Annotated in this window: 24 protein-coding genes and 1 tRNA gene; 21 read left to right on the forward strand and 4 right to left on the reverse strand. The window is 72.9% G+C overall.

Features of this window, described 5'->3' with window-relative positions; translation table 11 throughout:
- Positions 1 to 177: 177 nt before the first annotated feature.
- From AB0C87_RS29735 to AB0C87_RS29815, 17 genes are all read left to right on the forward strand, one after another.
- Positions 178 to 726, forward strand: coding sequence for a response regulator transcription factor (locus AB0C87_RS29735; protein WP_360580553.1), 549 nt, complete (start codon positions 178 to 180; stop codon positions 724 to 726).
- Between the two features lie 10 nt (positions 727 to 736).
- The gene (locus tag AB0C87_RS29740) at positions 737 to 1,147 is read left to right on the forward strand and encodes a DUF2752 domain-containing protein (RefSeq protein ID WP_345175415.1); all 411 of its coding nucleotides are present in this window, start codon (positions 737 to 739) and stop codon (positions 1,145 to 1,147) included.
- Between the two features lie 113 nt (positions 1,148 to 1,260).
- Positions 1,261 to 2,067 (forward strand): indole-3-glycerol phosphate synthase TrpC, encoded by an 807-nt coding sequence (gene trpC, locus AB0C87_RS29745; protein WP_345175413.1) that lies wholly within the window; start codon positions 1,261 to 1,263, stop codon positions 2,065 to 2,067.
- Positions 2,068 to 2,196: 129 nt separating this feature from the next.
- Positions 2,197 to 3,429: a tryptophan synthase subunit beta gene (gene trpB / locus AB0C87_RS29750; RefSeq protein WP_353835639.1), complete on the forward strand. Its 1,233-nt coding sequence runs from the start codon at positions 2,197 to 2,199 to the stop codon at positions 3,427 to 3,429.
- Positions 3,426 to 4,238 (forward strand): tryptophan synthase subunit alpha, encoded by an 813-nt coding sequence (trpA, locus tag AB0C87_RS29755; RefSeq protein WP_345175408.1) that lies wholly within the window; start codon positions 3,426 to 3,428, stop codon positions 4,236 to 4,238. The genes trpB and trpA overlap by 4 nt, the downstream gene beginning before the upstream one ends.
- Before the next feature lie 172 nt (positions 4,239 to 4,410).
- On the forward strand, positions 4,411 to 4,902 hold the full coding sequence (locus tag AB0C87_RS29760) for a vitamin K epoxide reductase family protein (protein WP_345175406.1): 492 nt from the start codon (positions 4,411 to 4,413) through the stop codon (positions 4,900 to 4,902).
- Positions 4,903 to 4,962: 60 nt separating this feature from the next.
- On the forward strand, positions 4,963 to 5,739 hold the full coding sequence (locus AB0C87_RS29765; RefSeq protein WP_345175404.1) for a thioredoxin domain-containing protein: 777 nt from the start codon (positions 4,963 to 4,965) through the stop codon (positions 5,737 to 5,739).
- Positions 5,740 to 5,893: 154 nt separating this feature from the next.
- On the forward strand, positions 5,894 to 6,742 hold the full coding sequence (locus AB0C87_RS29770) for a thioredoxin domain-containing protein (protein WP_360580555.1): 849 nt from the start codon (positions 5,894 to 5,896) through the stop codon (positions 6,740 to 6,742).
- Positions 6,743 to 6,785: 43 nt separating this feature from the next.
- Positions 6,786 to 8,135, forward strand: a complete 1,350-nt coding sequence (gene lgt / locus AB0C87_RS29775; RefSeq protein ID WP_360580557.1) for a prolipoprotein diacylglyceryl transferase — start codon at positions 6,786 to 6,788, stop codon at positions 8,133 to 8,135.
- A 12-nt stretch (positions 8,136 to 8,147) separates the two neighbouring features.
- On the forward strand, positions 8,148 to 8,873 hold the full coding sequence (locus tag AB0C87_RS29780) for a VIT1/CCC1 transporter family protein (protein WP_345175399.1): 726 nt from the start codon (positions 8,148 to 8,150) through the stop codon (positions 8,871 to 8,873).
- A gap of 70 nt (positions 8,874 to 8,943) precedes the next feature.
- Positions 8,944 to 9,735 carry a hypothetical protein gene (locus AB0C87_RS29785; RefSeq protein WP_345175398.1) on the forward strand — a complete coding sequence of 264 codons (792 nt, stop codon included), beginning with the start codon at positions 8,944 to 8,946 and terminating at the stop codon, positions 9,733 to 9,735.
- A gap of 52 nt (positions 9,736 to 9,787) precedes the next feature.
- Complete coding sequence (locus tag AB0C87_RS29790; protein ID WP_360580559.1) at positions 9,788 to 11,095, forward strand: hypothetical protein; 1,308 nt, start codon at positions 9,788 to 9,790, stop codon at positions 11,093 to 11,095.
- Between the two features lie 93 nt (positions 11,096 to 11,188).
- Positions 11,189 to 11,332 carry a hypothetical protein gene (locus AB0C87_RS29795; protein WP_345175395.1) on the forward strand — a complete coding sequence of 48 codons (144 nt, stop codon included), beginning with the start codon at positions 11,189 to 11,191 and terminating at the stop codon, positions 11,330 to 11,332.
- A 79-nt stretch (positions 11,333 to 11,411) separates the two neighbouring features.
- A complete protein-coding gene (gene gltB / locus AB0C87_RS29800; RefSeq protein ID WP_360580560.1) occupies positions 11,412 to 15,983 on the forward strand; it encodes a glutamate synthase large subunit in 4,572 nt (1,523 codons plus the stop codon).
- A gap of 18 nt (positions 15,984 to 16,001) precedes the next feature.
- Positions 16,002 to 17,465 (forward strand): glutamate synthase subunit beta, encoded by a 1,464-nt coding sequence (locus AB0C87_RS29805; RefSeq protein ID WP_345175392.1) that lies wholly within the window; start codon positions 16,002 to 16,004, stop codon positions 17,463 to 17,465.
- A gap of 114 nt (positions 17,466 to 17,579) precedes the next feature.
- Positions 17,580 to 18,014 (forward strand): helix-turn-helix transcriptional regulator, encoded by a 435-nt coding sequence (locus AB0C87_RS29810; RefSeq protein ID WP_360580562.1) that lies wholly within the window; start codon positions 17,580 to 17,582, stop codon positions 18,012 to 18,014.
- Positions 18,015 to 18,085: 71 nt separating this feature from the next.
- Entirely contained in the window at positions 18,086 to 18,529 is a 444-nt protein-coding gene (locus tag AB0C87_RS29815) for a VOC family protein (RefSeq protein ID WP_353835545.1), read from the forward strand.
- A gap of 18 nt (positions 18,530 to 18,547) precedes the next feature.
- Here AB0C87_RS29815 and AB0C87_RS29820 read toward each other — a convergent pair whose 3' ends face one another.
- A complete protein-coding gene (locus tag AB0C87_RS29820) occupies positions 18,548 to 19,975 on the reverse strand; it encodes a pyridoxal-dependent decarboxylase (protein WP_360580564.1) in 1,428 nt (475 codons plus the stop codon).
- A 300-nt stretch (positions 19,976 to 20,275) separates the two neighbouring features.
- On the opposite strand from AB0C87_RS29820, the gene AB0C87_RS29825 reads away from it, so the two are divergent.
- Complete coding sequence (locus AB0C87_RS29825; RefSeq protein WP_360580566.1) at positions 20,276 to 21,136, forward strand: hypothetical protein; 861 nt, start codon at positions 20,276 to 20,278, stop codon at positions 21,134 to 21,136.
- Positions 21,137 to 21,143: 7 nt separating this feature from the next.
- On the opposite strand, the gene AB0C87_RS29830 is transcribed toward AB0C87_RS29825, so the two are convergent.
- Positions 21,144 to 21,827 carry a DUF6597 domain-containing transcriptional factor gene (locus AB0C87_RS29830; RefSeq protein ID WP_345175383.1) on the reverse strand — a complete coding sequence of 228 codons (684 nt, stop codon included), beginning with the start codon at positions 21,825 to 21,827 and terminating at the stop codon, positions 21,144 to 21,146.
- A 65-nt stretch (positions 21,828 to 21,892) separates the two neighbouring features.
- Between AB0C87_RS29830 and AB0C87_RS29835 the strand changes: the two genes are divergently transcribed.
- The gene (locus tag AB0C87_RS29835; RefSeq protein ID WP_360580568.1) at positions 21,893 to 22,450 is read left to right on the forward strand and encodes a type 1 glutamine amidotransferase domain-containing protein; all 558 of its coding nucleotides are present in this window, start codon (positions 21,893 to 21,895) and stop codon (positions 22,448 to 22,450) included.
- Positions 22,451 to 22,559: 109 nt separating this feature from the next.
- Positions 22,560 to 23,990, forward strand: a complete 1,431-nt coding sequence (gene pyk, locus AB0C87_RS29840) for a pyruvate kinase (protein WP_345175380.1) — start codon at positions 22,560 to 22,562, stop codon at positions 23,988 to 23,990.
- 153 nt (positions 23,991 to 24,143) lie between these two features.
- On the opposite strand, the gene AB0C87_RS29845 is transcribed toward pyk, so the two are convergent.
- Positions 24,144 to 24,896 carry a helix-turn-helix domain-containing protein gene (locus AB0C87_RS29845; protein ID WP_360580570.1) on the reverse strand — a complete coding sequence of 251 codons (753 nt, stop codon included), beginning with the start codon at positions 24,894 to 24,896 and terminating at the stop codon, positions 24,144 to 24,146.
- Positions 24,897 to 25,139: 243 nt separating this feature from the next.
- Positions 25,140 to 25,223, reverse strand: a tRNA-Leu gene (locus AB0C87_RS29850).
- A gap of 94 nt (positions 25,224 to 25,317) precedes the next feature.
- Between AB0C87_RS29850 and AB0C87_RS29855 the strand changes: the two genes are divergently transcribed.
- Positions 25,318 to 25,920 carry a response regulator gene (locus AB0C87_RS29855; protein WP_345175375.1) on the forward strand — a complete coding sequence of 201 codons (603 nt, stop codon included), beginning with the start codon at positions 25,318 to 25,320 and terminating at the stop codon, positions 25,918 to 25,920.
- Positions 25,921 to 26,148 lie beyond the last annotated feature (228 nt).

Raw genomic sequence — 26,148 nt, forward strand, 5'->3', positions numbered from 1 at the left:
CGGCGCCGCGGGCGGGCGCCCCCGGCGCGCCCCGGGGCGGGGCGGCGGGGGGGGGGGGGGGGGGGCGGGGGGGGGGGGGGGCCCGGCCCCCCCCCCCCCCCCCCCCCCGCCGTCGCCGAGCTGGAACGCCGCTACCTCGCCCGGGAGGGCTTCGACGTCGAGATCGAGGCCGACCCCGTGCGGGCGCCTGCCGCCGCCCGGCGCCGGCGCCCCGACGTCGTCGTCCTGGACCTGTCCACCACCGCGCTGCCCGTCGACCTGTACCGGCGCGTCGCCGACACCGTCCGGCCCGCGCCCGTCGTCGCCGTCACCGGGCCCCTCGACCCGATGATCGAACGCGCCCTCGGCGACCACCGCGTCGAGCGGCCCTTCGGGCCCCGCGTCCTCGTCGCCGCCGTCGCCGAGGCCCTGCGCGCCGGCGCGCCCGCCGAGGCGCCCGGCCCCCTGCGCGCCGGCCGCGTCGCCCTCGAACCCCGCGACCGGGCGGCCCTCGTCGGCGAGCGCCGCGTCGCCCTCACCGTCACCGAGTTCGACCTCCTCGAATTCCTCATGGCGAACCCAGGCCGCGTCTTCACCCGCGAGCAGCTGCTCGACGCCGCATGGGGGCCCGGCGCCGGTGCCGGAAGCCGCACCGTCGACGTCCACGTCGCCCAGCTGCGGGCCAAGCTCGGCGAAGGCAACCCCATCAGGACGGTGCGCGGCGTCGGCTACGTCCTGGACGCCTAGGGTGGACGGCGTGACTCGCGCGCGCCCACAAGCGTTCCTGCCGCACGCGGCCGTGCTCGCCGGGGTCGCCGGCGGGGTCCTGGTGATCGCGCTGCGGGCGGACCCCAACGAGCCGGGGCACTACCCGGGCTGCCCCTTCCTGACGCTGACCGGCTACTACTGCCCCGGGTGCGGGATGACGCGGCTCGTCTACGCGCTCGCGCACGGGCACGCGGGCACCGCGTTCGGCCTCAACCCGCTGCTCTTCGTCCTGCTGCCGGTCTTCGGCTACCTGTACGCGCGGTGGACGGTCAGGACCGCGCAGGGGCTGCCCATGCGGTCCGCGCTGTTCAAGCCGGCCGTCGCGTATTCGTTCGTCGGCCTTCTCATCGTCTACTGGATCGCGCGCAACCTGCCGTTCGCGCACGTGCTCGCGCCCTGACGCGCGCGGCCCGGCCGGCGGGGAGACCGCACGGCCCTCCCGGGTGCGGGACGCGTCGGAGGGGGCGGCTACGATCGGTGCACGGAACGACCTGAAATAGGGGGCCTGCGACCTTGAGCGTTTTGGACGAGATCATCGAAGGCGTCCGGGCCGATCTCGCCGACAGGCAGCGCGAGGTCCCGCTCGACGCCCTCAAGGAGCGGGCGGCGAAGGCCCCGGCCCCGAGGGACGCGCTCGGCGCGCTGCGGGGGCAGGGCGTCTCGGTCATCGCCGAGGTCAAGCGCAGCAGCCCGTCCAAGGGCGCGCTCGCCGCGATCGCCGACCCCGCCGCGCTCGCCCGCGACTACGAGGCCGGCGGCGCCAAGGTGATCAGCGTGCTGACCGAGCGGCGCCGGTTCGGCGGCAGCCTGGCCGACCTCGCCGAGGTCCGCGCCAACGTCGACGTCGCCCTCCTGCGCAAGGACTTCATCGTCACCTCCTACCAGCTGTGGGAGGCGCGGGCCGCGGGCGCCGACATGGCGCTGCTGATCGTCGCCGCGCTGGAGCAGGACGCGCTGGTCTCGCTGGTCGAGCGCGCCGAGTCGATCGGGCTCGTCCCGCTCGTCGAGGTGCACACCGAGGAGGAGGCGGCCCGCGCGGTCGACGCCGGCGCCAAGGTCATCGGCGTGAACGCCCGCGACCTGCGCACCCTGCAGGTCGACCGCGGCGTGTTCGCCCGGGTCGCGCCCCTCATCCCCAAGGACGTCGTGAAGGTCGCCGAGTCCGGGGTGCGGGGCCCGCACGACCTGCTCGCCTACGCCTCCAGCGGCGCCGACGCGGTGCTGGTCGGGGAGAGCCTCGTGATCGGCAAGGACCCGCGCGCCGCGGTCGCCGACCTCGTCGCCGCCGGCGCCCACCCGGCGCTGCGCCAGAGCGGCTGAGACACCCCCGCGACGAGTGGATAGGGTTACGGGCATGCAGGTCGAACCGCTCCGGGAGCGATGGCGGGGCTAGTCCAGGACCCCAGTGACCGGATCAGCCGCTTCTCCCACGACAGGACGCGTTTTCTCATGACCATGGACACCGCCGCGCGCGGTGCTGAAGCCCTGCCCGACGCCACGGGCCACTTCGGCCCCTTCGGCGGGCGCTTCGCCCCCGAGGCCCTCATGGCGGCCCTGGACGAGCTCGCTCGCGAGTTCGAGACCGCCAAGAACGACCCGGCCTTCGTCGCCGAGCTGGAGGACCTGCTCGCCGGCTACGCGGGCCGTCCCAGCCTGCTGACGGAGGCCCGGCGCTTCTCCGAGCACGCGGGAGCCCGGGTGCTGCTCAAGCGCGAGGACCTCAACCACACCGGCTCCCACAAGATCAACAACGTGCTCGGCCAGGCGCTGCTCACGCGGCGGATGGGCAAGTCCCGCGTGATCGCCGAGACCGGCGCCGGCCAGCACGGCGTCGCCACCGCCACCGCCGCGGCCCTGCTCGGCCTGAGCTGCACCGTCTACATGGGCGAGGTCGACACCGAGCGGCAGGCCCTCAACGTCGCCCGGATGCGGATGCTCGGCGCCGAGGTGGTCCCCGTCCGGACCGGCAGCCGCACCCTCAAGGACGCCTGCAACGAGGCGTTCCGCGACTGGGTCGCCAGCGTCGAGGACACCCACTACTGCATCGGCTCGGTGATGGGCCCGCACCCGTTCCCGGTGATGGTCCGCGACTTCCAGCGCGTCATCGGCGTCGAGGCCAGGCGGCAGTGCGTGGAGATGACCGGCGCCCTCCCGGACGCCGTCGTCGCCTGCGTGGGCGGCGGCTCCAACGCGATCGGCACCTTCCACGCGTTCGTCGGCGACGAGTCCGTCCGGCTGATCGGGTTCGAGGCGGGCGGCGAGGGCGTCGCCACCGGCAAGCACGCCGCGACCCTCGTCGGCGGCTCCCTCGGCGTCATCCACGGCATGCGGACCTACCTGCTGCAGGACGAGGACGGCCAGACCCTGGAGACCCACTCGATCTCGGCCGGGCTCGACTACCCCGGCGTCGGTCCCGAGCACTCGTGGCTGCACGAGACGGGCCGCGCCGAGTACCGCGAGATCACCGACGCCGAGGCGATGGAGGCGTTCGCGCTGCTGTGCCGCACCGAGGGCATCATCCCGGCGATCGAGTCCGCGCACGCGCTCGCCGGCGCGCTCAAGGTCGGCAAGGAGCTCGGCCCGGACGCCACGATCGTCGTCTGCCTGTCCGGACGGGGTGACAAGGACATGCACACGGCCGCCGCCTTCTTCGGCCTGATGCCCGAGGGAGAGAACGCGTGAGCGCCCGGATCGCCTACGACAAGGCCAGGGCCGACGGGCGCGCCGCCCTCGTCGGATACCTGCCCGCGGGGTTCCCCAGCTACGAGGGCGCCGTGCAGGCGGCCAGGACGATGGTGGACGCGGGCTGCGACGTCATCGAGATCGGCCTGCCCTACACCGACCCGATGATGGACGGCCCCACCATCCAGGACGCCGTCCACCGGGCGCTCGTCGGCGGCGTCCGCGTCGCCGACGTGTTCCGCACGGTCGAGGCCGTCGCGGCCACCGGCGTCCCGGTCCTCGTGATGACGTACTGGAACCCGGTCGACCACTACGGCGTCGACCGGTTCGCCCGCGACCTCGCCTCCGCCGGCGGATCCGGCCTGATCACGCCCGACCTCTCGCCCGAGGAGGCCGGGCCGTGGCTGGAGGCGTCCGACGCCCACGGCCTCGACCGCGTGTTCCTCGTCGCGCTCAGCTCCACCGACGAGCGCATCGGGACGATCACCCGGGCGTGCCGCGGCTTCGTCTACGCGGCCTCGCTGATGGGCGTCACCGGCGCCCGCTCCGCCCTCGACACCGGCGCCCAGCGGCTGGTCGAGCGGACCCGCGCCGTCGTGGACGAGGACGGCACGGGCCTGCCGGTCGGCCTCGGCCTCGGCGTCGGCACCGGCGCCCAGGCCGCCGAGGTCGCCGGGTTCGCCGACGGCGTGATCGTCGGATCGGCGTTCATCCGCCGCCTGCTGGACGCCCCCGACCTCGCCTCCGGTCTCGCCGGGGTCCGGGAGCTCACTGAGGAGCTCGCCGCGGGCGTGCGGCACGTCCGCTGATCATTCCGGACAGCCCGGGGCGTCCGCGCGGGACCGGCGAAACCCGGCTCCGCCCGGACGTCCCGCCAGGTCGCGGGAACTCGCCGCGCCCTCACCCGAGTTGAAGGCTTGTGGGACCGCCGGCAGCCAATAGGGTGTGGTCGCCGGCACAGGCGGTCCCGGGAGGAACACGATGACGCAAGAGATGACGGTGAAGAGCCGGGCCGGGGCCGTGCGGCAACCGCTGCCCCCCGCGTGGCTCCAGATCACGGCGTGGGTGCTGACCCTCGCCGGGTTCGGCATCTCCGTGTACCTCACGATCTCGCACTACGACGAGGGCGCCCTGGTGTGCTCGGCGTCCAGGACCGTTGACTGCCACGCCGTCACCACCAGCGAGTACTCCACCCTGGCGGGCCTCCCGATGCCGCTGTACGGCCTGGCGTTCTTCCTGGCGTTCGGCGCGCTGATGACGCCGTGGGCGCTGCGGTCGACCTGGCCGCCGCTGCGCTGGGGACGGATCGCGTCCGTCGCGGTGGGCGTGCTGTTCGTGGTCTACCTGGTGACCGTGGAGCTGGCGCTCCTGCACAAGATCTGCCTGTGGTGCACCGGCGTCCACGTCATCACCGTCCTGCTGTTCCTCCTCGTCCTGGCCGACGAATTCCGGCGGGTCGGCCAGGTCGACTAGTCTCGCCGTCGTAGCGCGCCGCACTCTGCCGGCGCGGGTCCGCACGCTATAGGAGAACCAATGAGCAAGGCCGCACGAGAGCGGTCCGCGAGGGAGCGCCTGGCCGCCGAGCGCAAGCGGCAGGCGGCGCGGGAGAAGCAGCGGCGGCTGCTCGCCATCGTCCTCGGGTCGGTGGTGGTCGTGGCGGTGGTCGTGGTCGCGACCGTCCTCATCATCGACCAGAAGAACAAGAACGGCAGGGCCGAGGTGCACCAGGGCGCGCTCGCCCCCGTCAGCCGCCAGGCCGACGGCTCCATCCTCATGGCGCAGTCCGGGGTGAGCAAGCCGGAACTGGAGATCTTCGAGGACTTCCAGTGCCCGATCTGCAAGCAGTTCGAGGCCGCCACCGGCAAGACCGTCCAGCAGCTCGCCCAGCAGGGCAAGGTCAAGGTCGTCTACCGGCCGTTCCACCTGTTCGGGCAGCAGAAGGACCCCGTCCGGATCAACTCGCTGCGCTCGGCCGAGGCGGCGCTGTGCGTGCCCGCCGGCCAGTGGGTCTCCTACCACGACGCGCTCTTCAAGTTCCAGCCCCCCGAGGGCGAGAAGGGCTTCTCGCCCGACGACCTCGTCAAGTGGGGCAAGGACGTCGGCGTCACCGACCCGAACTTCGAGAAGTGCGTGCGGGACGAGCAGAAGAAGTCGACGGTCGACGCGATGACCAAGTACGCCCTCCAGGACCGCGGCGTCCAGGGCACCCCGAGCGTCTTCCTGAACGGCAAGCAGCTCGACCAGACGCAGTTCATGAACCCCGCCGGGCTGCGGGCGGCGATCGACGCCGCGGCCGCCGCCAGCAAGTGACCGGCCGCGTCCAGGACGCCTGAACGCCGAAGCGCCACGCCGCGCCGTCCCCTCCCGGGACGGCGCGGCGTGGCGCTTTTCCGCCGTCCGGCGGGGCCTTGCCCGCTACTCTCGTAGACGCTCACCAACACGCAGAGTAGCGATCGGGGGATCGATGAGCGAGCAGGGCAGGGAACCGTCCGCGCGCAAGCGGCTCGCGGACGAACGGACGCGGGCCGCGGTCCGGCGCCGGCGCCGGCGGGCGCTGCTCGTCGCCCTCGGCGCCCTCACCGTGGCGGCGGTCGCGGTCGTGGTGGTCGTCGTCGCGCTGTCCCGGACCGGCGAGAAGCCCCTCCAGAACTCCTACAAGGGCGCGCTGGCGCCCGCCGCCCGCCAGCAGGACGGGTCGGTCGCCATGGCGCAGCCGGGGGTCTCCTCCCCGGTCCTGGACGTCTGGGAGGACTTCCAGTGCCCCGCGTGCAAGGCCATGGAGGAGCGGGTCGGCGCGACGATGAAGGAGCTCGCCGCGCAGGGCAAGGTCAGGGTCGTCTACCGGCCGTTCCAGCTCTTCCAGCAGGACCCGCTGATGTCGAACTCCCGGCGGGCCGCGAACGCCGCCGCCTGCATGCCCGCCGACCACTGGGTCGCCTACCACGACAAGCTCTACGCCGAGCAGCCGCCCGAGGGCGACACGGGCTTCTCCACCGGCGACCTCGTCAGGTGGGGCGAGCAGCTGGGGGTCACCGACCCCTCCTTCGGCGCCTGCGTCCGCGGCGACCAGAAGATCAAAACGGTGGACCAGGCGAGCGCCCAGGCCGGGCGGGCGGGCGTCGACGCGACCCCGTACCTCGCGCTGAACGGCAGGAAGGTCGGCAACGACGCCCTGGCCTCGCCGGACGACCTCAGGAAGGCCGTCGCGGAGGCCGGCGGCGGCACGCCCCAGCCGGGGAGCACGCAGTCCGGCGGCACGGCGGGGCGCTCCGGCGAGGGGGCCGCGATGATGACGATCTCGTCGCGGTCCTAGAGGAGGCGCGCGCTGTGCCCCGGAGGCGGTAACGTCAACGGTCATGCACCCGGTCGCCTACATACCGAGTCCCTCGCAGGGCGTCTGGCACCTCGGCCCCGTGCCGCTGCGCGCCTACGCCATCATGATCATCCTTGGCATCGTCGCCGCGGTCTGGCTGGGCGAGCGCCGCTGGGCCGCCAAGGGCGGCACCCCCGGCGTGATCATCGACGTGGCCGTGTGGGCGGTGCCGTTCGGCCTGGTCGGCGGGCGGCTCTACCACGTGGTCACCGACTACCAGCGCTACTTCGGGGAGGGCGGCGACCCGATCCGGGCCCTGGAGGTCTGGAAGGGCGGCCTCGGCATCTGGGGCGCCGTCGCGCTCGGCGCGGTCGGCGCGATCATCGGCTGCCGGCGGCGGGGGATCTCGGTGCTGGCGCTCGGCGACGCGGTGGCCCCGGGCATCGCGCTCGCGCAGGCGATCGGCCGCTGGGGCAACTACTGGAACCAGGAGCTGTACGGCCGCCCGCTGGACACCTTCTGGGCACTGAAGATCGACGAGAACCACCGGCCGATGCTGGACGGCGGGCCCGGCCTCGACCCCAAGTACGCCGACGTCGCCACCTACCATCCGACGTTCCTGTACGAGTCGCTGTGGTGCATCGGCGTCGCGATCCTGGTGATCTGGGCCGACCGCCGCTACAAGCTCACGCACGGGCGCGCCTTCGCCCTCTACGTCGCCGCCTACACCGTCGGGCGCGGCTGGATCGAGGCGCTGCGCATCGACGACGCCCACCACGTCCTCGGGCTGAGGCTCAACGACTGGACGTCCATCGTCGTCTTCGCCGGCGCGGTCGCCTACCTGTACCTGGCCCGCGGGCGCACCGGCCCGGAGAACGTCGGCGCCCCGGCGGCGGCCGCGCCGTCCGCCGCCCCCGCCGCGGCGGAACCCGAGGCGACGGCCGAGGAGCCGGACGGCACCACCGCCGTGGCCGCCGCGGGGCATGCGGACGAGGAACCGGCCGAGGAGCCTGCGGCGCAGGACGAGGTGGCCGAGGCCGCGGCCCCGGAGACCGAGGAGCCCGCCCCGGCGGCCGGGGAGCCGGAGGCGGCGCCCGAGGCGGACGGCGGGGAGCCGGAGGCGACGTCCTCCGAGGAGCCCGAGCCCGCCCCCGAGGCCCCCGAGGCCCCTGAGGAGGGTCCCGCACCGGAGGCGAAGGCCGACGAGCCGGCCGAGCCCGAGGCCGACCCCGAGCCCGAGCCCGAGAGCGACCCCGAGGCCGAGCCCGAGGCCGGGGCCCGCACCGAGACCCCCGCCGCCGAGGCGGAGGACGAAGCCGGGGAGAATGAGGCTGACGGTGCCACCGCCCACGACCGGGTGGAGAAGGGGGAGCCCGTCAAGGACGGGAAGTAGGAAACGGCGACGGTGTCCGACACAGATGAGAAGCACGGCGTGCGGCCGGAGCAGCACCACCAGCACCGGGACGTCACCGGCGGCTGGCTGCGGCCCGCGGTGTTCGGCGCGATGGACGGGCTGGTCTCCAACTTCGCCCTGATCGCCGGGGTCGCGGGCGGCCAGGCGACCCAGAAGGTCGTGCTGCTGGCGGGCCTGGCGGGGCTGGCGGCGGGTGCGTTCTCGATGGCGGCGGGGGAGTACATCTCGGTCGCCTCCCAGTCGGAGCTGGCGCAGGCGGAGATCGAGGTGGAGCGGCTGGAGCTGGCCCGCCACCCGGTGGCCGAGCAGCGGGAGCTGGCCGAGGTCTTCGAGGCGCGCGGCGTCGACCCCGAGACGGCCGCCGAGGTCGCGCGGCAGCTGTCGCGCGACCCCGAGGAGGCCCTGGAGGTGCACACCCGGGAGGAACTCGGGGTGACGCTCGGCGACCTGCCCTCGCCGGTCCTGGCGGCGGGCTCGTCGTTCCTGTCGTTCGCGGTCGGCGCGCTGCTGCCGGTGCTGCCGTACCTGCTGGGCGCGACCAGCCTGTGGCCCGCGGCGGGCATCGCGGCGCTCGGGCTCTTCTGCGCCGGGGCGCTGGTGTCGCGGATCACGGCCCGGGCGTGGTGGTTCGGCGGGTCGCGGCAGCTGCTGTTCGGCGCCGCCGCGGCGTTGATCACCTACGGGTTCGGCGCACTGATCGGCAGTAACGGGCTGTAGCCCCAAGGAATCTGGGCGAAACACCCTTTTGGCCGCGCGAGGGGGATCCGGACCGCTAAGCTCCGGGGCTGTGATCGAGGCTTCTGACACCGGTTCCGCCGAGGCCGCCGAGGGCCGCCGGCGGGACTTCTGGCCGGAGGACAAGTCCGGCCGCAAGCTCCCCAGTCCGAAGCTGCTGCTGGGCGCGGCCGCCGCGCTGGTCGCTGTGATCGTCGCGGTGGTCGCGGTGGTCCTGCTGACCGGCGGCGGCGACGAGGCGAAGCCGCAGCAGCGCGCGGTGCCGACCGCGTACGCGCCGGACTACCTCGGCGAGGGCTTCGCCAAGCTCGCCTCCCGCTCGAACGACCCCCGTCCGATCACCGAGGGCGAGGCGTTCTCCACCAAGACGCTCAAGTCGGGCAAGTACACGTTCACGCTGGCCGAGTCCCAGCTGAGCGCCGACTGCAAGACCGCCACCTGGGGCGGCCGGCTGCAGGGCGACCTCGCCAAGTACCAGTGCACCCAGATCGCCCGCGCGGCCTACGTCAGCGCCGACAAGAGGCACGTCGGCCAGTTCGCCGTGATCAACCTCGTGAGCGAGGAGGGCGTCAAGCAGATCCTCCGCGACCTGGAGCCGGCGACCGCCGCCGGCTGGGTGTCCCCGCTGCAGCCGAAGGGCGTCCCGGCATTCGGGCCGGGCTTCACCGCCGCCTACACCAAGACCTACGGCCACTACGCCGTGGTCACCTGGGTGGAGCGGGCCGGCGGCGCGCAGCCCGCCTCGCTGAACGAGATGATCGATGTGAGCCTGGCCATCGAGAACGCCGCCGACTTCCTGTACGGGCGCCTCGACCTGGTCTCCGGCGGGAAGACCGGGCAGTGATCCGGCCGGGTGCGGGCGCGCCGCCCGCCGGCGGCGAGTAGTCTGCGCGGTCGTGGATCCCGATGAGCACCGCCGCGGCGGCTCGGGGCGGCCTCCGGTGAGCCGCCCGGGCCGCCGGCAGCCTCCCGCGCGCCGGACCGCGCAGTCCCGGTCGGGCGGCCCGCGCCGGACGCCGCCGCCCCGCCGCACCGGGGCGCGCCGGGAACGCCCCGCCCCGCCGCCACCGCGGACGCCCTACGACGACGCCCCCTACGAGGACGCCCAGTACAGCGGCGCCCAGTACGGGGACGCTCAGTACGGCGACGCGCAGTACGGCGACCCCCAATACGGGGACGCTCCGTATGAGGACGCCGTCCAGGACGACGCGTTCGCGGCGGAGGACGCCCGCGCCGCCCTCCCGCCGGAGGGTCGTCCCGGCGGCCAGGCCCGTTCCAGGCGGCCGGAGAAACGCGGCAAGACCGGCCGAAAGGCCGATGGCAAGACCGGCCGAAAGGCCGACGGCGAGGCCGGCCGCAAGGCCGGTGGCAAGGCCAAGCGCGGGCAGGCGAAGAACGCAGGCAGGCCCCCGGGGCGTCCCGCCGCGCCTGACCGCCGGCAGGCCGCGCCACGGGGCGCGGGCAAGCCGAACCCGAAGCTGTACTTCGGTGCGGCGGCCGTGCTGGGCGTGTTGATGTTGCTGGGCGTCGGCGCCGTCGTCCTGAGCGGCGGTGGCGACTCCGGCGCCAAGACCCGGGACGCGGGCGGCGCGCCGATCGGGCGGCCCGCCGGGACGGGCCCGTCGCCGACCTCCTACTCCAATTCGCCGTCCAGCTCCGCCTATGCCGGGATCGCGAACCGCAGTGCCGATCCCCAGCCCCTCACCGAGGGCGAGGCGTTCCCGTCCTCGGCGGCGAAGCTGCCCCTTCCGGACGGGAAGGTCTCGGTGAAGCTGCGCGCCAAGCGGCTCGACGGCGACTGCGCCGCGGCCGTGTGGGGCGGGTCCGTCGGCGAGGAGCTCGCCAAGGGCGGCTGCACGCAGGCGGCGCGCGGGATCTACTCCGACACCGAGCACGGCTACGCGCTGGCCGTCGTCGTGTTCAACCTCGCCGGGTCGGCGGACGCCGACCGGTTCGTGGCCAGGCTGGAGACCACGATCGGCGCGGGTTTCGTCCGGCCGCTGGAGGCGCCCGCGCCGCTGGACCGGTTCGGACGGGGCTTCGGGATGGCGCGGGGCCTCGCGATGGGGCACTTCGCGGTGGTGTCGTGGGCGCAGCGCCTGGACGGCAAGGGCGACGAGAAGGACGAGACCCTGCTGTCGCTGCTGATCGAGGGCGGCAAGGCCCCGGCGGTGCTCGTCCGCGCGGCCCGCGGGACCGGCTGAGCCCGTCCCGCGGCCCGAGGTCCGCCCGGGGTTTGGGGAAGGGCGCTTTTCGGTAGGTCTTCGGCGGAGCGCCGTAAACATCGCGTACCGGTGATGAGCCTCACCGAGGTCACGGCGTTCGGCTTCCGGGCCCAGCCGGTAGCCTGGTCTAAACCAATCCGAGATGACGCGCGCCCGATCGCCACGAAGAAGTTTCGCGATCTGGTGCAGTCGGGCATGATCCCGGCAGTGATGTAATGTCATCTCACCGCAGCAGGGCCAACGTCGTCCCGTGCCGCACTGACATCGAAGCAGTGACACGACGACGGGAGGGTTGATGGCTGCTGCTGCCCTCACACCTGATGGCCGTGCACCGGGCCGCCCCCAGCCGCAAGGCCTGTACGACCCGGCCAACGAGCATGACGCCTGCGGCGTCGGCATGGTCGCCGACCTGCACGGACGCAAGAGCCACGACATCGTCCAGAACGCCCTGGACGTCCTGAAGAACCTGGACCACCGAGGGGCCGTCGGCGCGGAGCCGGACGACGGCGACGGCGTCGGCATCCTCGTCCAGATCCCGGACGCGTTCTTCCGCGAGGTCTGCGACTTCCCGCTCCCCGCGGCCGGCGGCTACGCGGCCGGCATCGCGTTCCTCCCCGCGGACGGCGACGAGCGCGCCGCCGCGGTCGCCCACGTCGAGACGCTGTGCGTGGAGGAGGGTCTGACGGTCCTCGGCTGGCGCGAGCTCCCGCACGACCCGCGCTTCACGGGCCCGGCCGCCCGCCGGGTGATGCCGCACTTCGCGCAGCTGTTCGTCGCCCCCGCGGACGGCGGCCCGCACGAGGGCAGGACCGGCCTGGAGCTGGACCGCGCCGTGTTCTGCATGCGCGAGCGCGCCGAGCAGGACGTGCGGGTCTACTTCCCGAGCCTGTCCAGCCGCACGATCGTCTACAAGGGGATGCTGACGACCCCGCAGCTGGAGCCGTTCTTCCCCGACCTGTCGGACCGCCGCTTCACCAGCGCGATCGCGCTGGTCCACTCGCGGTTCTCGACGAACACCTTCCCGGCCTGGGAGCTGGCGCACCCGTACCGGTTCATCGCCCACAACGGCGAGATCAACACCGTGAAGGGCAACCGGAACTGGATGCGGGCCCGCGAGGCGCTGCTGAAGTCCGACCTGCTGCCCGGCGACATCTCCCGGATCTTCCCGGTGATCGACATCGAGGCGTCCGACACCGCGTCGTTCGACGAGTGCCTGGAGCTGCTGCACCTGGGCGGCCGGTCGCTGCCGCACGCGGTGCTGATGATGATCCCGGAGGCGTGGGAGAACCACACCGAGATGGACGCCGAGCGGCGGGCGTTCTACGAGTTCCACTCCACGCTGATGGAGGCGTGGGACGGCCCCGCCAGCGTCAGCTTCACCGACGGCACCGTCGTCGGCGCCGTCCTGGACCGCAACGGGCTGCGCCCGGGCCGGTACTGGGTGACCGACGACGGCCTGGTCGTGCTGGCCAGCGAGGCCGGCGTGCTCGACATCCCCGCCGCCAAGGTCGTCCGCAAGGGCCGCCTGCAGCCCGGCAAGATCTTCCTCGTCGACACCGCCGCCGGGCGGATCGTCGAGGACGACGAGGTCAAGGCCGAGCTGGCCGCCGAGCACCCGTACGGGGAGTGGCTGCACGAGGGCCTGGTCCGGTTCGAGGAGCTGCCGCAGCGCGAGCGGGAGATCCCGACCCACGAGACGCTGGTCCGGCGGCAGCAGACGTTCGGCTACACGCTCGAAGAGCAGCGGATCATCCTGACGCCGATGGCGCGGACGGGCGCGGAGCCGATCGGGTCGATGGGCACCGACACCCCGATCGCGGTGCTCTCCGAGCGCCCGCGGCTGCTGTTCGACTACTTCAAGCAGCTGTTCGCGCAGGTCACGAACCCGCCGCTGGACGCGATCCGCGAGGAGCTCGTCACCTCGCTGCAGTCCACGCTCGGCCCGGAGGGCAACCTGCTGGACCCCGGCCCGGACTCGTGCCGGCGCCTGGTGCTGCCCACCCCGATCCTGGACAACGACGAACTGTCCAAGATCATCCACATCGACGACGAGGGGTCGCTGCCGCACCTGGCCGCGCACGTCGTGCAGGGCCTGTACGACGTCGCCGGCGGGGGAGAGGCCCTGCAGGCGCGCCTGGAGGAGATCAACTCCGAGGTCAGCCGGGCCATCGAGGCCGGCGCGCGGATCATCGTGCTGTCGGACCGCGGCGCCGACTCGGCCCGCGCCGCGATCCCGTCGCTGCTGCTGACCGGCGCCGTGCACCACCACCTGATCCGGGAGAAGACCCGCACCCAGGTCGGCCTGGTGATCGAGACGGGCGAGGCCCGCGAGTGCCACCACATGGCGCTGCTCATCGGGTACGGCGCGTCCGCGATCAACCCGTACCTGGCGATCGAGACCGTCGAGGACCTCGTGCGCGGCGGCGTGATCGAGGGGACGGACCCGGCCAAGGCCGGCCGGAACCTGGTGAAGGCCTACGGCAAGGGCGTCCTGAAGATCATGTCGAAGATGGGCGTGTCGACGGTCGCGTCCTACACCGGCGCGCAGATCTTCGAGGCGATCGGGCTCGGTGCGGACGTGGTGGCGCGGTGCTTCACCGGCACCACCTCGCGGCTCGGCGGCGTCGGCTTCGACGTGCTGGCCCGCGAGGTCGCCGAGCGGCACGCGCGCGCGTACCCGCCGCGCGGCAACGACCTGGCGCACCGCACCCTGGAGGTCGGCGGCGAGTACCAGTGGCGCCGCGAGGGCGAGCCGCACCTGTTCAACCCGGACACGGTGTTCAAGCTCCAGCACGCCACCCGCACCCGCCGCTACGAGATCTTCAAGGAGTACACCTCCAAGGTCGACTCGCAGGCCGAGAAGCTGATGACGCTCCGCGGGCTGTTCCGGCTCCGCGAGGGCGAGCGCGAGCCGGTGCCGATCGAGGAGGTCGAGCCGGTATCGGAGATCGTCAAGCGGTTCTCCACCGGCGCGATGTCCTACGGCTCCATCTCGGCTGAGGCGCACGAGACCCTCGCGATCGCGATGAACCGCCTCGGCGGCAAGTCCAACACCGGCGAGGGCGGCGAGGACCCGGCGCGCTTCGTCCCGGACGAGAACGGCGACCTGCGGCGCAGCGCGATCAAGCAGGTGGCCTCCGGCCGGTTCGGCGTGACCTCGGAGTACCTCACCAACGCCGACGACATCCAGATCAAGATGGCGCAGGGCGCCAAGCCCGGCGAGGGCGGCCAGCTGCCCGGCCACAAGGTCTACCCGTGGATCGCCAAGACGCGGCACTCCACCCCGGGCGTCGGCCTCATCTCGCCGCCGCCGCACCACGACATCTACTCGATCGAGGACCTGGCGCAGCTCATCCACGACCTGAAGAACGCCAACCCGGCGGCGCGCGTGCACGTCAAGCTCGTCTCCGAGGTCGGCGTCGGCACGGTCGCGGCCGGGGTGTCCAAGGCCCACGCCGACGTGGTGCTCATCTCGGGGCACGACGGCGGGACGGGCGCGTCCCCGCTGACGTCGCTCAAGCACGCGGGCGCGCCGTGGGAGCTCGGCCTCGCCGAGACCCAGCAGACGCTGCTGCTGAACGGGCTGCGCGACCGCATCGTCGTGCAGACCGACGGGCAGATGAAGACCGGCCGCGACGTGGTCGTCGCGGCGCTGCTCGGCGCGGAGGAGTACGGTTTCGCGACCGCGCCGCTGGTGGTGTCGGGCTGCATCATGATGCGGGTCTGCCACCTGGACACCTGCCCGGTCGGCGTCGCCACCCAGAACCCCGTGCTGCGGCAGCGGTTCTCCGGCAAGCCCGAGTTCGTGGTGAACTTCTTCGAGTTCGTCGCCGAGGAGGTCCGCGAGTACCTCGCGGCCCTCGGGTTCCGGTCGCTGGACGAGGCGATCGGCCGCGTCGAGATGATCGACACCCGCGAGGCGGTCGAGCACTGGAAGGCCGCCGGCCTCGACCTGGCGCCGATCCTGCACGTCCCGGCGCTGGCGGAGGGCGCGGCCCTGCACCGGACGGTCGAGCAGGACCACGGGCTGGAGAAGGCCCTGGACAACACGCTGATCCAGCTCGCCGAGGGCGCGATCTCCTTCGGCGACCCGGTGCGGCTGGAACTGCCGATCCGCAACGTCAACCGGACGGTCGGGACCATGCTCGGCCACGAGGTGACCAAGAAGTGGGGCGGCGGCGGGCTGCCCGACGACACCATCGACGTCACCTTCACCGGTTCGGCGGGCAACTCCTTCGGCGCGTTCATGCCGCGCGGCGTCACCCTGCGGCTCGTCGGCGACGCCAACGACTACGTCGGCAAGGGCCTGTCCGGCGGGCGGGTGACGCTGCGTCCTGCGCGGGACGCGGCCTTCGCCGCCGAGGAGCAGATCATCGGCGGCAACGTGATCCTTTACGGGGCCACGTCCGGCGAGCTGTTCGCCCGCGGGGTCGTCGGCGAGCGGTTCTGCGTCCGCAACTCCGGCGCCACCGCCGTCGTCGAGGGCGTCGGCGACCACGCCTGCGAGTACATGACCGGCGGCCGCGCGGTGATCCTCGGCCGGACGGGGCGCAACCTCGCGGCCGGCATGTCCGGCGGCATCGCCTACGTCCTGGACCTGGTGCCCGAGCGGGTCAACGGCGAGATGGTCGACCTGGTGCCGCTGGACGCCGCGGACGTCGAGTCCGTCCGGGCGCTGACCGAGCGGCACCTGGCCGAGACCGGCTCGGCGGTGGCGCGGCGGCTGCTGGAGGACTGGGACGCCGCCGCCTCCCGCTTCACCAAGATCATGCCGCGCGACTACCGGCGGGTCCTGGACGCGATGGCCCAGGCCGAGGCAGAGGGACGCGACGTCGACGAGGCCGTCATGGCCGCGGCGCAGAGCTGAGAGAGGGGGACTTCCAACATGGCTGACCCGAAGGGTTTCCTCACCGTCCGGCGGGAGCTCCCGAAGCGCCGCCCGGTCGACGTGCGGATCAGGAGCTGGTCGGAGGTCTACGAGGACTTCGGCAAGGACCGTCTGGAGAAGCAGGCGAGCCGCTGCATGGACTGCGGCATCCCGTTCTGCCACCAGGGCTGCCCGCTCGGCAACCTCATCCCCGAGTGGAACGACCTCGTCTACCGCAAGGACTGGCAGGAGGCCGTCGAGCGGCTGCACGCCACCAACAACTTCCCGGAGTTCACCGGGAGGCTGTGCCCGGCCCCGTGCGAGAGCGCCTGCGTCCTCGGCATCAACCAGGACCCGGTGACGATCAAGCGGGTCGAGGTCGAGATCATCGACCGGGCGTTCGCGGAGGGCTGGGTGCGCCCGCAGCCGCCGGCCGTCCAGACCGGCCGGAAGGTCGCGGTGGTCGGCTCGGGGCCCGCGGGCCTCGCCGCCGCCCAGCAGCTCACCCGCGCCGGCCACGACGTCACGGTGTACGAGCGCGCCGACCGCATCGGCGGCCTGCTGCGCTACGGCATCCCCGAGTTCAAGATGGAGAAGCGGCACCTCGACCGGCGCCTCGCCCAGATGAGCGCCGAGGGCACCGACTTCCGGACCTCGGTGAACGTGGGCGTCGACATCACCGCGGACGACCTGCGCGCGTCCCACGACGCCGTGGTCCTGGCGGGCGGCGCCACCGCGTGGCGCGACCTGCCCGTCCCGGGACGGGAGCTCAAGGGCGTCTACCAGGCGATGGAGTACCTGCCGCCCTCGAACAAGGCGCAGGAGGGCGACTACGACGAGTCGCCCATCTCGGCCGAGGGCAAGCACGTCGTCGTCATCGGCGGCGGCGACACCGGCGCCGACTGCATCGGCACCGCGATCCGGCAGGGCGCCGCGTCGGTCACCCAGCTGGAGATCATGCCGCGGCCGCCGCAGGAGCGCCCCGACGGCCAGCCGTGGCCGACGTACCCGATGCTGTTCAAGGTGGAAAGCGCCCACGAGGAGCTCGCCGACATGGGCGGCGACCGCGTGTACGCCGTGTCCACCACCGAGTTCCTCGGCGACGCCGACGGCAACGTCCGCGCGCTGAGGCTGGTGGAGGTCGGCGGCCCGCAGACGGGGTTCGCGCCCGTCGAGGGCACCGAGCGGGAGATCCCCGCCGAGCTGGTGACGCTGGCCATGGGCTTCCTCGGCCCGCAGCGCGAGGGGCTGCTGGAGCAGCTCGGCGTCGAGCTGGACCAGCGCGGCAACGTGGTCCGCGACCGCGACTACCGCACGTCCGTGGACGGCGTGTTCGCCGCGGGCGACATGGGCCGCGGCCAGTCCCTGATCGTCTGGGCCATCGCCGAGGGCCGCGCCGCCGCGCACGGCGTCGACGCCTACCTCGGCGGCCGGACGGACCTGCCGTACCCGATCCCGCCGACGGCGCGCCCGATCGCCTGACCCGGCAAGCGCGGAGCAGGGCCCTGGAGGATCTTCTCCGGGGCCCTGCTCCGCGCGCAGTCTTCACCGGCCGGCGGCCGGTTTCCTGTCGGTGCGGTGTGCCAGCATCGGGCCATGGGAACCGTTCGGACGGGCACGCCGCCCACCCGGGACACCGGCGTGCTGCGCCGGATGAGGCTCGCCCGCGACGCCATGGACCGCGAGTGGGCCGAGCCGCTGGACGTCTCCGCCGTCGCCGCCCGCGCCGGGTACTCGCGCTACCACTTCGTCCGGCTGTTCCGCGAGGTCTACGGCGAGACGCCCGGCGCCTACCTCACCCGCCGCCGCATCGAACGCGCGCAGGACCTGCTGCGCACCGCCAACCTGACCGTCACCGAGATCTGCGTGCAGGTCGGCTTCACCAGCCTCGGCACGTTCTGCACCCGTTTCAAGCAGCAGACCGGGACGACGCCCACCGAGTTCCGCAGGCGCGCCCGCGCCGGCGCCACCTCCGCCATCCCCGGATGCTTCGTGATGTTCTGGGCGGGCGGCTTCCGCAAGCAGCAATAACGGAGAAGCCCGGGCCGCCCGCCGCGCCCTAGCGTGAACGCATCGACCCCGTTCACCGAAGGAGACACGGCATGATCACCAACCTCGGGCTGGCCACCGTCTGGGTGCTCGACCAGGACTCGGCCAAGGAGTTCTTCACCGACAAGCTCGGCCTGGAGGTCCGCGACGACATGACGCTCGGCGAGGGCGGCATGCGGTGGATCACCGTCGGCGCCAAGGACCAGCCCGAACTGAGCCTCGCCCTCATGATCCCCGGCCCGCCCACCATGGACCCCGACTCCGCCGCCCAGATGCGGGCCCTCATCGCCAAGGGCGTCCTCGGCGCCGGAGCCTTCAACACCGACGACTGCCAGGCCGAGTACGAGCGCCTGTCGGCCCGGGGCGTCGAGTTCGTCCACCCGCCCCAGAAGCGCCCGTACGGGATCGAGGCGATCTTCCGGGACGACTCCGGCTGCTGGTACAGCCTCACCCAGACCTTCGACGAGCTCGACGAGAGCGTGCCGTGGAACGGCTGAGCGGACCGGGGGAGCCGATCACCCGGCGACGCGGGCGCCGAGCTCCCGGAGCACGTCCACCAGCCGCTCCACGTCGGCCTTCGTCGTCCGCCAGTTGAGCGGAGCCGGGCGGAACACCGTCATGCCCCGGTAGGTGCTGGTACCCGCGTAGACGCGGCCGTCCGCCAGCAGCGCCTCGCCCAGGCGCGCGTTCAACCCGTCCAGGTCCTCCTCAGGGACGCCGTCCGGGCGGTACCGGAAGCACACGACGCACAGCCGCACCGGGGCGAGCAGCTCCAGGTCGGGCGCCGCCTCGACGAGCCCGCCCAGATGGGCGGCCACGTCGAGGTGACGCTCCACCATCTCCCGGTACCCGTCCCGCCCGTACGCCCGCAGCGTCGCCCAGATCGGCAGCGCCCGCGCGCGGCGGGACGACTCCGGGCCGAGCATGTTGTAGTTGACCCGCTCCTCGTCGGCGTCCGGCAGGTACGCCGCGCCCCACGCCCCGAACGCCCGGCTCAGCGACGCCGGATCGCGCACGAACGAGAACCCGCTCTCGTACGGCACGTTCAGCCACTTGTGGCCGTCCGCCGTCACCGAGTCCGCCCTCTCGACGCCCCGCGCGAGATGGGCCGTCCGCGGGCTGAGGGCCGCGAACAGCCCGAACGCGCCGTCCACGTGCAGCCAGGCCCCGTGCCGCTCCGCGAGATCCGCCAGCTCGGCGACCGGGTCGCTGTCGCCCGTGTCCACCTCGCCGAGGTTCGCCACGATCACCGCGCGCCCGCCCGCCCCGGCGAGCGCCGCGTCCATCGCCTCCAGATCGACCCGCCCGGCGTCGTCGCGGGCGAACGTCCTCAGGGTGTCGCGGCCGCAGCCGAGGATCTGCAGCGCCTTGCGCGTGCTGACGTGCACGAGCCCGCTGCTGAACACCGGCATCTCCGGCAGCCCCGCCAGCCCCCGCGACGCGACGTCCACGCCGTGCCCGTCCGCCCACCACTGCCGCGCGGCCGCCAGGCCCGCCACGTGCGCGAGCGTGGCGCTCGGCGTCAGCACGCCCCCGAACCCCGCGGGCAGGCCGAACAGCTCCTTCAGCCAGCGCAGGACCACCGTCTCCGCCCGTGCCGCCAGCGGCGACGTCAGCCACAGCCCGGCCGCCTGGTCGAGCAGCGACGCCGCCCAGTCGCCGGCCATCGCCGCGGGCGTCGACCCGCCCACCACGAAGTGGAAGAACCGCGGCCCGGACGAGTGCGTCGCCGCCCGGGTGCCGATCCGCACCAGCCGCTCGACCGCGGCCACCGCGCCGTCCCCCGTGTCCGGAAGCGGCCCGTCCAGCTCGTCCAGGAGCGGGTCCTGCCCCCGGTCATGGACGGGACGGTCCGGCAGGCTCGCCAGGTACGGCTCCGCCGCGCGCGCCACCACCCCGAGCGGGGCGGCGGCGATGTCACGTTCCCCAAGCGGATCGCTCATGACACCAGGAGATCACACCCCCGGTGACATCGGGGGATGTCGGGAAACATGAGAAAGAGGGCAACTTGTGGTCTTCGTGCTGGTCGGCTACGGTCCCGCCTGGGCCCGCCCCGCGACGGCTCGCCCGCCGGCGACTCCGCCGCGCACGCGGCCCGCACCGAGGCCGCCCGCTCCCGCACACCGCGACGCGGGACCTCAGGGGCCCGGCCACCCACCGCTGGGGTGGCCGGGCCCACCGCGCCGCCCCCTGCGTCCGATTCCTACAAGACCCCGCCCGCCGCCTGCCCTAGCGTGATGGCCATGAAGGTCCTGCACCGAACCGGCCTCGCACGCGCCGCGGAGTTCATGCGCCTCAACGGGCGCCTCATCGACCGGCACCGCTTCGCCCTCCACTTCCGCGGCGCCCCCGCCGCGCCCCTCCTCGCCGCCCTCCGGGCCTACGAGAACCCCGACGGCGGCTACGGCCACGCCCTCGAACCGGACCTGCGCGGCGAGGACAGCCAGCCCGTCCCCGCCCAGCACGCCCTGCAGACCCTCCACGAAGCGGGCGCCGACGACGACCCCGCCGTCGCACGCGTCGCGGACTACCTGGCCTCCATCACCACCGACGGCGGGGGAGTGCCGTTCGTCCTGCCGACCGTCCGCGACGCCCCCCACGGCCCCTGGTGGCGGACGCCCGACGACCCGCCCGGCGCGATCAACCCCACCGCGACCCTCGCCGGCATGCTCCACCGGGCCGGCGCCGACCACCCCTGGCTCGGACCCGCCACCGACTTCTGCTGGCGCTACCTGGAGGCCCCCGGCGCCGAACCCGGTGCCTACGACGTCCTCGCCGTCCTGACCTTCCTCGACCACGTCCCCGACCGCGACCGCGCCGAGACCGCCTTCACCCGCGTCCGCGACCTCCTCGCCGCCCACGCCGCCAGCGACCACCAGGGACCGCTCGACTTCGCCCCCGCCCCCGGCGGGTACGGGCACCGGCTCTTCGCCGCCGACGACATCGACGCCGCCCTCGACGCCCTCATCGACGAGCAGGGCGACGACGGAGGCTGGGACGTCGCCTTCCCCATCTGGGCCCCCGTCACCGGCCCCGAATGGCGCGGCCACGTCACCGTCGAACACCTCAAGACCCTCCGCGCCTACGGGCGACTCAAACCCTGACCGGGGGTCACAGCAGAGCCCGGACGGGCGCGCCCGCCAGGGCCCTCACCTCGTGCGCGAGATGGGCCTGGTCGGCGTAGCCCGCCGCGAACGCGACCTCCGCCAGCGGCCGGCCCGCCCGCGCCAGCCCCAGCGCCCGCTGGAACCGCAGCACCCGCTGCAGCGTCTTCGGCCCGTACCCGAACGCCGCCAGCGACCGGCGCCGCAACTGCCGCTCACCCAACCCGAGCTCGTCCGCCGCCTCCCGGACCGAGCCCTCCGCCAGGCGCCCCGCCATCGCCGCGACGAGCGGATCCGCAGGCCCCATCCGCGCCCGCAACGCCTCCACCAGCGCCGCGCGGCGGTCGCCCGCGGCCGCCACCGCCTCCGCCAGCCGGTCGGCCTCCCCGCCCCACAGCTCACGCAACGGCACCCGCGCGTCGCGCAGCGCGTCCGCCGGGACGCCCAGCACCGGCGGCGCCGCCCCCGGCGCGAACCGCACCGCCGCGATCTCCTCGCCCGGCCGCATGACCGCCGGCATCGGGCCCGTGTCCGGCCCCGCCACCAGGATCCCGCCGCCCGCCCAGATGAGGTCCACACAGCCGTCCGGGAGCACGCGCTGGACGAACGGCTCGGCGTCCGGCGGCAGTTCCGCCGTCCACGAGCACGCCAGCCCCGGCGTCCGGTACTCGCGGTAGCGCGTGGGATTCATCCTTCCTGCATACCACCCGCGTTCACGGGCAGGGGCCCCAGGACACCGAGCAACGGAGGAGACCGATGCCGAACAACGATCTTCAGGGCACGACCATCGCCTTCCTGTGCGCCCCCGAGGGCACCGAGCAGGTCGAGCTGACCGAGCCGTGGAAGGCCGTGGAGCAGGCCGGAGCCACCCCGCGCCTGGTCTCCACGCAGTCCGGCCGCCTCCAGGCGTTCAACCACCTGGACAAGGGCGACACCTTCCCCGTCGACACCACCGTCGACGCCTCCGACCCCGCCGAGTTCGGCGGCCTCGTGCTGCCCGGCGGCGTCGCCAACCCCGACTTCCTGCGCACCGACCCCGGCGCGGTCGCTTTCGTCCGCGCGTTCTTCGACGCGGGCAAGCCCGTCGCCGTCATCTGCCACGGGCCGTGGACCCTCATCGAGGCCGACGTCGTCCGGGGGCGGACCATGACGTCCTGGCCGAGCCTGCGTACCGACCTGCGCAACGCGGGGGCCACCTGGGTGGACGAGGAGGTCCAGGTCTGCGAGGACGGCCCCAACACCCTGGTCAGCAGCCGCAAGCCCGACGACCTCAAGGCCTTCTGCCAGGCCACCGTGGAGGCGTTCAAACGGTGACGCGGCCACATGTGGTCTAGACCTCTGACCTAGACCACTGGGTGAACCCCGGGGGACCATATCCTGCACGAATATCCGTACCGACAAGTAACTAAGTACGGTTGTTGACGTGACCCGTCGAGCGAAGATCGTCAGCACCATCGGTCCGGCCTGCTCCAGCAGCGAGCAGATCAACGCCCTCGTCGAAGCCGGCATCGACGTCGCCCGCCTCAACATGAGCCATGGCGACTACGCCGTCCACGAAGAGGTCTACCACCGGCTCCGCGCCGCCGCCGACGCCACCGGCCGCGGCGTCGGCATCCTCGCGGACCTGCAGGGCCCCAAGATCCGCATCGGGCGCTTCCCCGACGGCCCCGTGCGGCTCACCCTCGGCGACGAGTTCACCATCACCACCGACGACGTGCCCGGCACCCGCCGCGAGGTGTCCACCACCTACCAGGGGCTGCCGGGCGACGTCAGCCCCGGCGACACCGTCCTCATCGACGACGGCCGCGTCGCCCTCAAGGTCACCTCCGTCGACGGCACCCGCGTCCACACCACGGTCACCGTCGGCGGCATGGTGTCCGACAACAAGGGCCTCAACCTCCCCGGCGTCCCGGTCAGCGTCCCCGCCCTCACCGAGAAGGACGAGCGCGACCTGCGCTGGGCCCTGCGCCTCGGCGTCGACCTCGTCGCCCTGTCCTTCGTCCGCACCCCCGCCGACGCCGACATCTGCTATCAGATCATGGAAGAGGAGGGCATCCGCGTCCCCCTCATCGGCAAGATCGAGAAGCCGCAGGCCGTCGAGCGGCTCCCCGAGATCGTCGCCGCCTTCGACGGCATCATGGTGGCCCGCGGCGACCTCGGCGTCGAACTGCCCCTCGAACAGGTGCCGATCGTCCAGAAGCGCGCCATCGAGCTGTGCCGCGAGAAGGCCCGCCCGGTCATCGTCGCCACCCAGATGCTCGAATCCATGATCTCCGCGCCGCGCCCCACCCGCGCCGAGACCTCCGACGTCGCCAACGCCGTCTTCGAGGGCGCCGACGCCGTCATGCTCTCCGGCGAGACCAGCGTCGGCCAGTACCCCATCGAGTCCGTCCTCACGATGAGCCGCATCGTGGAGACCGCCGAGCAGGCCTCCCTCCAGGCCACCCACACCCTGGAGCGCATGCCCGAGACCGTCGGCGGCGCCATCGCCCGCGCCGCCGCCGAGGTCGGCGCGATCGTCGGAGCCGAGGCCCTCGCCGCCTTCACCATGTCCGGCGAGACCGCCCGGCGCCTGTCCCGCTACCGCTCGCCGATCCCCCTGCTCGCCTTCACCTCCGTGCCCGCCGTCCGCGGCCGGCTCGCCCACGTCTGGGGCGTCGAGACCTTCATCGTCCCGCAGGTCGACCACACCGACACCATGGTCCGCCAGGTCGAGCAGGCCCTCCTCGAACTCGGCCGGTTCCAGAAGGGCGACAAGATCGTCGTCGTCGCCGGCTCGCCCCCCGGCACCGCCGGCTCGACCAACGCCCTGCGCGTGCACAGCCTCGGCGACGCCATCGCCATCCCCCACTGACCACCACCCCTGCCGGGCACCGCGCGACCCGCACCCCGCGCGGTGCCCGGCTCCTTTTTCCCCAATTCACACCCAGCCCGGTGGACCTCGCGCGGCGCGCACCAATCACCGCCCGGTCTCAATTCCGCGACGCTCCGGAAACCCGCCGCGCTCTCAGTACTTCGGCCCGACGAACTCGTCCAGCCGCGCCACCGCCTCCCTTCGCGCGACCGAGATGTTCTTCGCGTTCATCTGCGTCCACGCGATCCCGAGCCGATCCAGCGCACCGGTGAACAACCCCTGGATGTCCAGCGACACGTTCGCGAAGTTGTAGCGCGGATACTCGTACCAGCGGTCCCCGTCCCGGAGGCGCTTGCGCACGCGGTTGGTGACCCGGCACCCGTCCGAGTGGATCAGTCCGCGGACGAACTCCTCCGTGCGCTCGTCGACGATCTCCCGCTGCCACCCCGCCAACTCGATCTTTCGTGTGTGCTTCATTCCCGGCCCGTGCTGGGGGAGCAGGCAGGGCCAGTGGATGGAGTACGACCCCACCATCGTGCAGCCGGGCTTCTGGCGGTGTCCGACACGGGACGGCAGGACGGCGCCCACCGCGTCGGCGGCGGCGTCGATGAGGCCCGGCCAGACGTCGGAACAGGCGATTTCCAGGCGATGGACGCCGTTCGGTTGCCGGGCGAGATGCCCGTCGCCGAGGTAGAGACCGAGAAGGTAGGAGTAAGCGGCGGGATCGAGCGCCCGATCATGGCAACGCGGACATAACGGAGGAGTATGGCTCGCGGCCTTTTCGGGGCGCTTCTTCCAATTGCCCAGTGTGGACGTGGGGATGCCGGTCTGGCGGTGCACTTCAGCGATCGTGAACCCCGCCGCCAACAGTCGTAACGCCAGTGGGCGCTGTCGCGGATCGTACATGCCCGCAGTCTCCCGACCGCCACTGACAGTTCACGCATGATCGCTCTATGTGAAGCATCGCGCCAGGCGTTGCTGACCTTGAGGCCATACTGAAAAGAGGATCAGCGATTTCTCTGGCGTGCGGTGCTGTATTCACCAGCACAGCGCCTCACTGACGAATGTGGAGGCATTGCCGGCTTCGGGGCGAGCTCTCAGACGCAATGCGCGACGCGCGACGCTTAATGGAGAAGGGATCTCTAGAAGTGCCGGGAGCGGGACTCGAACCCGCACGCCCTTTCGGACAAATCCTTTTGAGGGATTCGCGTCTGCCTATTTCGCCATCCCGGCATATTTATCCGGACATGTCCCTTGGTGTCCGTATCGCCCTGCATGAGGCGGGGCGACGGGGACCAGGGTAGCGGGTTTCGGTAGGCTCGTGGGCGTGGAGAGCGCTCGGCGGGTTGTGATCGCGGAAGACGAGGCACTGATCAGGCTGGACCTGAAGGAGATGCTTCAGGAGGACGGCTACGAGGTGGTCGGGGAGGCCGGGGACGGTGAGACGGCCGTCCGCCTCGCCGGGGAGCTGAAGCCCGACCTCGTGATCCTCGACGTGAAGATGCCGGTGCTGGACGGCATCTCGGCGGCCGAGCGGATCTCCGCGGAGCGGATCGCGCCGGTGGTGATCCTGACCGCGTTCTCCCAGCGGGAGCTCGTCCAGCGGGCGACCGACGCGGGCGCGATGGCCTATCTCGTCAAGCCGTTCTCCAAGACCGACCTCACGCCGGCGATCGAGATGGCGGTCAGCCGGTACACCGAGCTGCGCGCGCTGGAGGCCGAGGTCGCGGGGCTGCAGGAGCGGCTGGACACGCGCAAGGTGGTCGACCGGGCCAAGGGGCTGCTGCAGCAGGCGCACGGGTGGTCCGAGCCCGAGGCGTTCCGGTGGATCCAGAAGACCTCGATGGACCGGCGGCTCACGATGCGGGCCGTCGCCGAGGCCGTCGTGGCGGGCGCCTCCGGAGGCCGGGACGAGCCCGCCGCGGGCTGACTCCTCAGCGCGGTCGAACGCCCGGTTGTCAAGGTCCAAAGCGCAGGTGCCGGACCGGGCCGTTGACGTCACGTTTCGTAATCGTCCCAGGCAACGCCCGGTATCGGATGGGCACAGGGGAGTAACGAACGAGTAACCCTTCGATCCGGGGGTCCTGTTCTGGGGTGGGTCGACGGTGTACGACATACCTGGTCCCCGAGTGACCGGTTTCCTCCTTTCGAGGGGGTC

Source organism: Actinomadura sp. NPDC048021 (genome assembly GCF_040653135.1).
Lineage (GTDB): Bacteria > Actinomycetota > Actinomycetes > Streptosporangiales > Streptosporangiaceae > Spirillospora > Spirillospora verrucosospora.

What these genes read in the sequence shown, in the direction of transcription:
- AB0C87_RS29815 (WP_353835545.1), top strand. Translation starts at nt 18,086, where the DNA reads ATGATCACCAACCTCGGGCTGGCCACCGTCTGGGTGCTCGACCAGGAC.
- AB0C87_RS29760 (WP_345175406.1), top strand. Translation starts at nt 4,411, where the DNA reads ATGACGCAAGAGATGACGGTGAAGAGCCGGGCCGGGGCCGTGCGGCAA.
- AB0C87_RS29810 (WP_360580562.1), top strand. Translation starts at nt 17,580, where the DNA reads ATGGGAACCGTTCGGACGGGCACGCCGCCCACCCGGGACACCGGCGTG.
- lgt (WP_360580557.1), top strand. Translation starts at nt 6,786, where the DNA reads ATGCACCCGGTCGCCTACATACCGAGTCCCTCGCAGGGCGTCTGGCAC.
- AB0C87_RS29820 (WP_360580564.1), bottom strand. Translation starts at nt 19,975, where the DNA reads ATGAGCGATCCGCTTGGGGAACGTGACATCGCCGCCGCCCCGCTCGGG.
- AB0C87_RS29765 (WP_345175404.1), top strand. Translation starts at nt 4,963, where the DNA reads ATGAGCAAGGCCGCACGAGAGCGGTCCGCGAGGGAGCGCCTGGCCGCC.
- AB0C87_RS29805 (WP_345175392.1), top strand. Translation starts at nt 16,002, where the DNA reads ATGGCTGACCCGAAGGGTTTCCTCACCGTCCGGCGGGAGCTCCCGAAG.
- AB0C87_RS29845 (WP_360580570.1), bottom strand. Translation starts at nt 24,896, where the DNA reads ATGTACGATCCGCGACAGCGCCCACTGGCGTTACGACTGTTGGCGGCG.
- trpB (WP_353835639.1), top strand. Translation starts at nt 2,197, where the DNA reads ATGACCATGGACACCGCCGCGCGCGGTGCTGAAGCCCTGCCCGACGCC.
- gltB (WP_360580560.1), top strand. Translation starts at nt 11,412, where the DNA reads ATGGCTGCTGCTGCCCTCACACCTGATGGCCGTGCACCGGGCCGCCCC.
- AB0C87_RS29795 (WP_345175395.1), top strand. Translation starts at nt 11,189, where the DNA reads ATGAGCCTCACCGAGGTCACGGCGTTCGGCTTCCGGGCCCAGCCGGTA.
- AB0C87_RS29825 (WP_360580566.1), top strand. Translation starts at nt 20,276, where the DNA reads ATGAAGGTCCTGCACCGAACCGGCCTCGCACGCGCCGCGGAGTTCATG.
- AB0C87_RS29770 (WP_360580555.1), top strand. Translation starts at nt 5,894, where the DNA reads ATGAGCGAGCAGGGCAGGGAACCGTCCGCGCGCAAGCGGCTCGCGGAC.
- AB0C87_RS29830 (WP_345175383.1), bottom strand. Translation starts at nt 21,827, where the DNA reads ATGAATCCCACGCGCTACCGCGAGTACCGGACGCCGGGGCTGGCGTGC.
- AB0C87_RS29835 (WP_360580568.1), top strand. Translation starts at nt 21,893, where the DNA reads ATGCCGAACAACGATCTTCAGGGCACGACCATCGCCTTCCTGTGCGCC.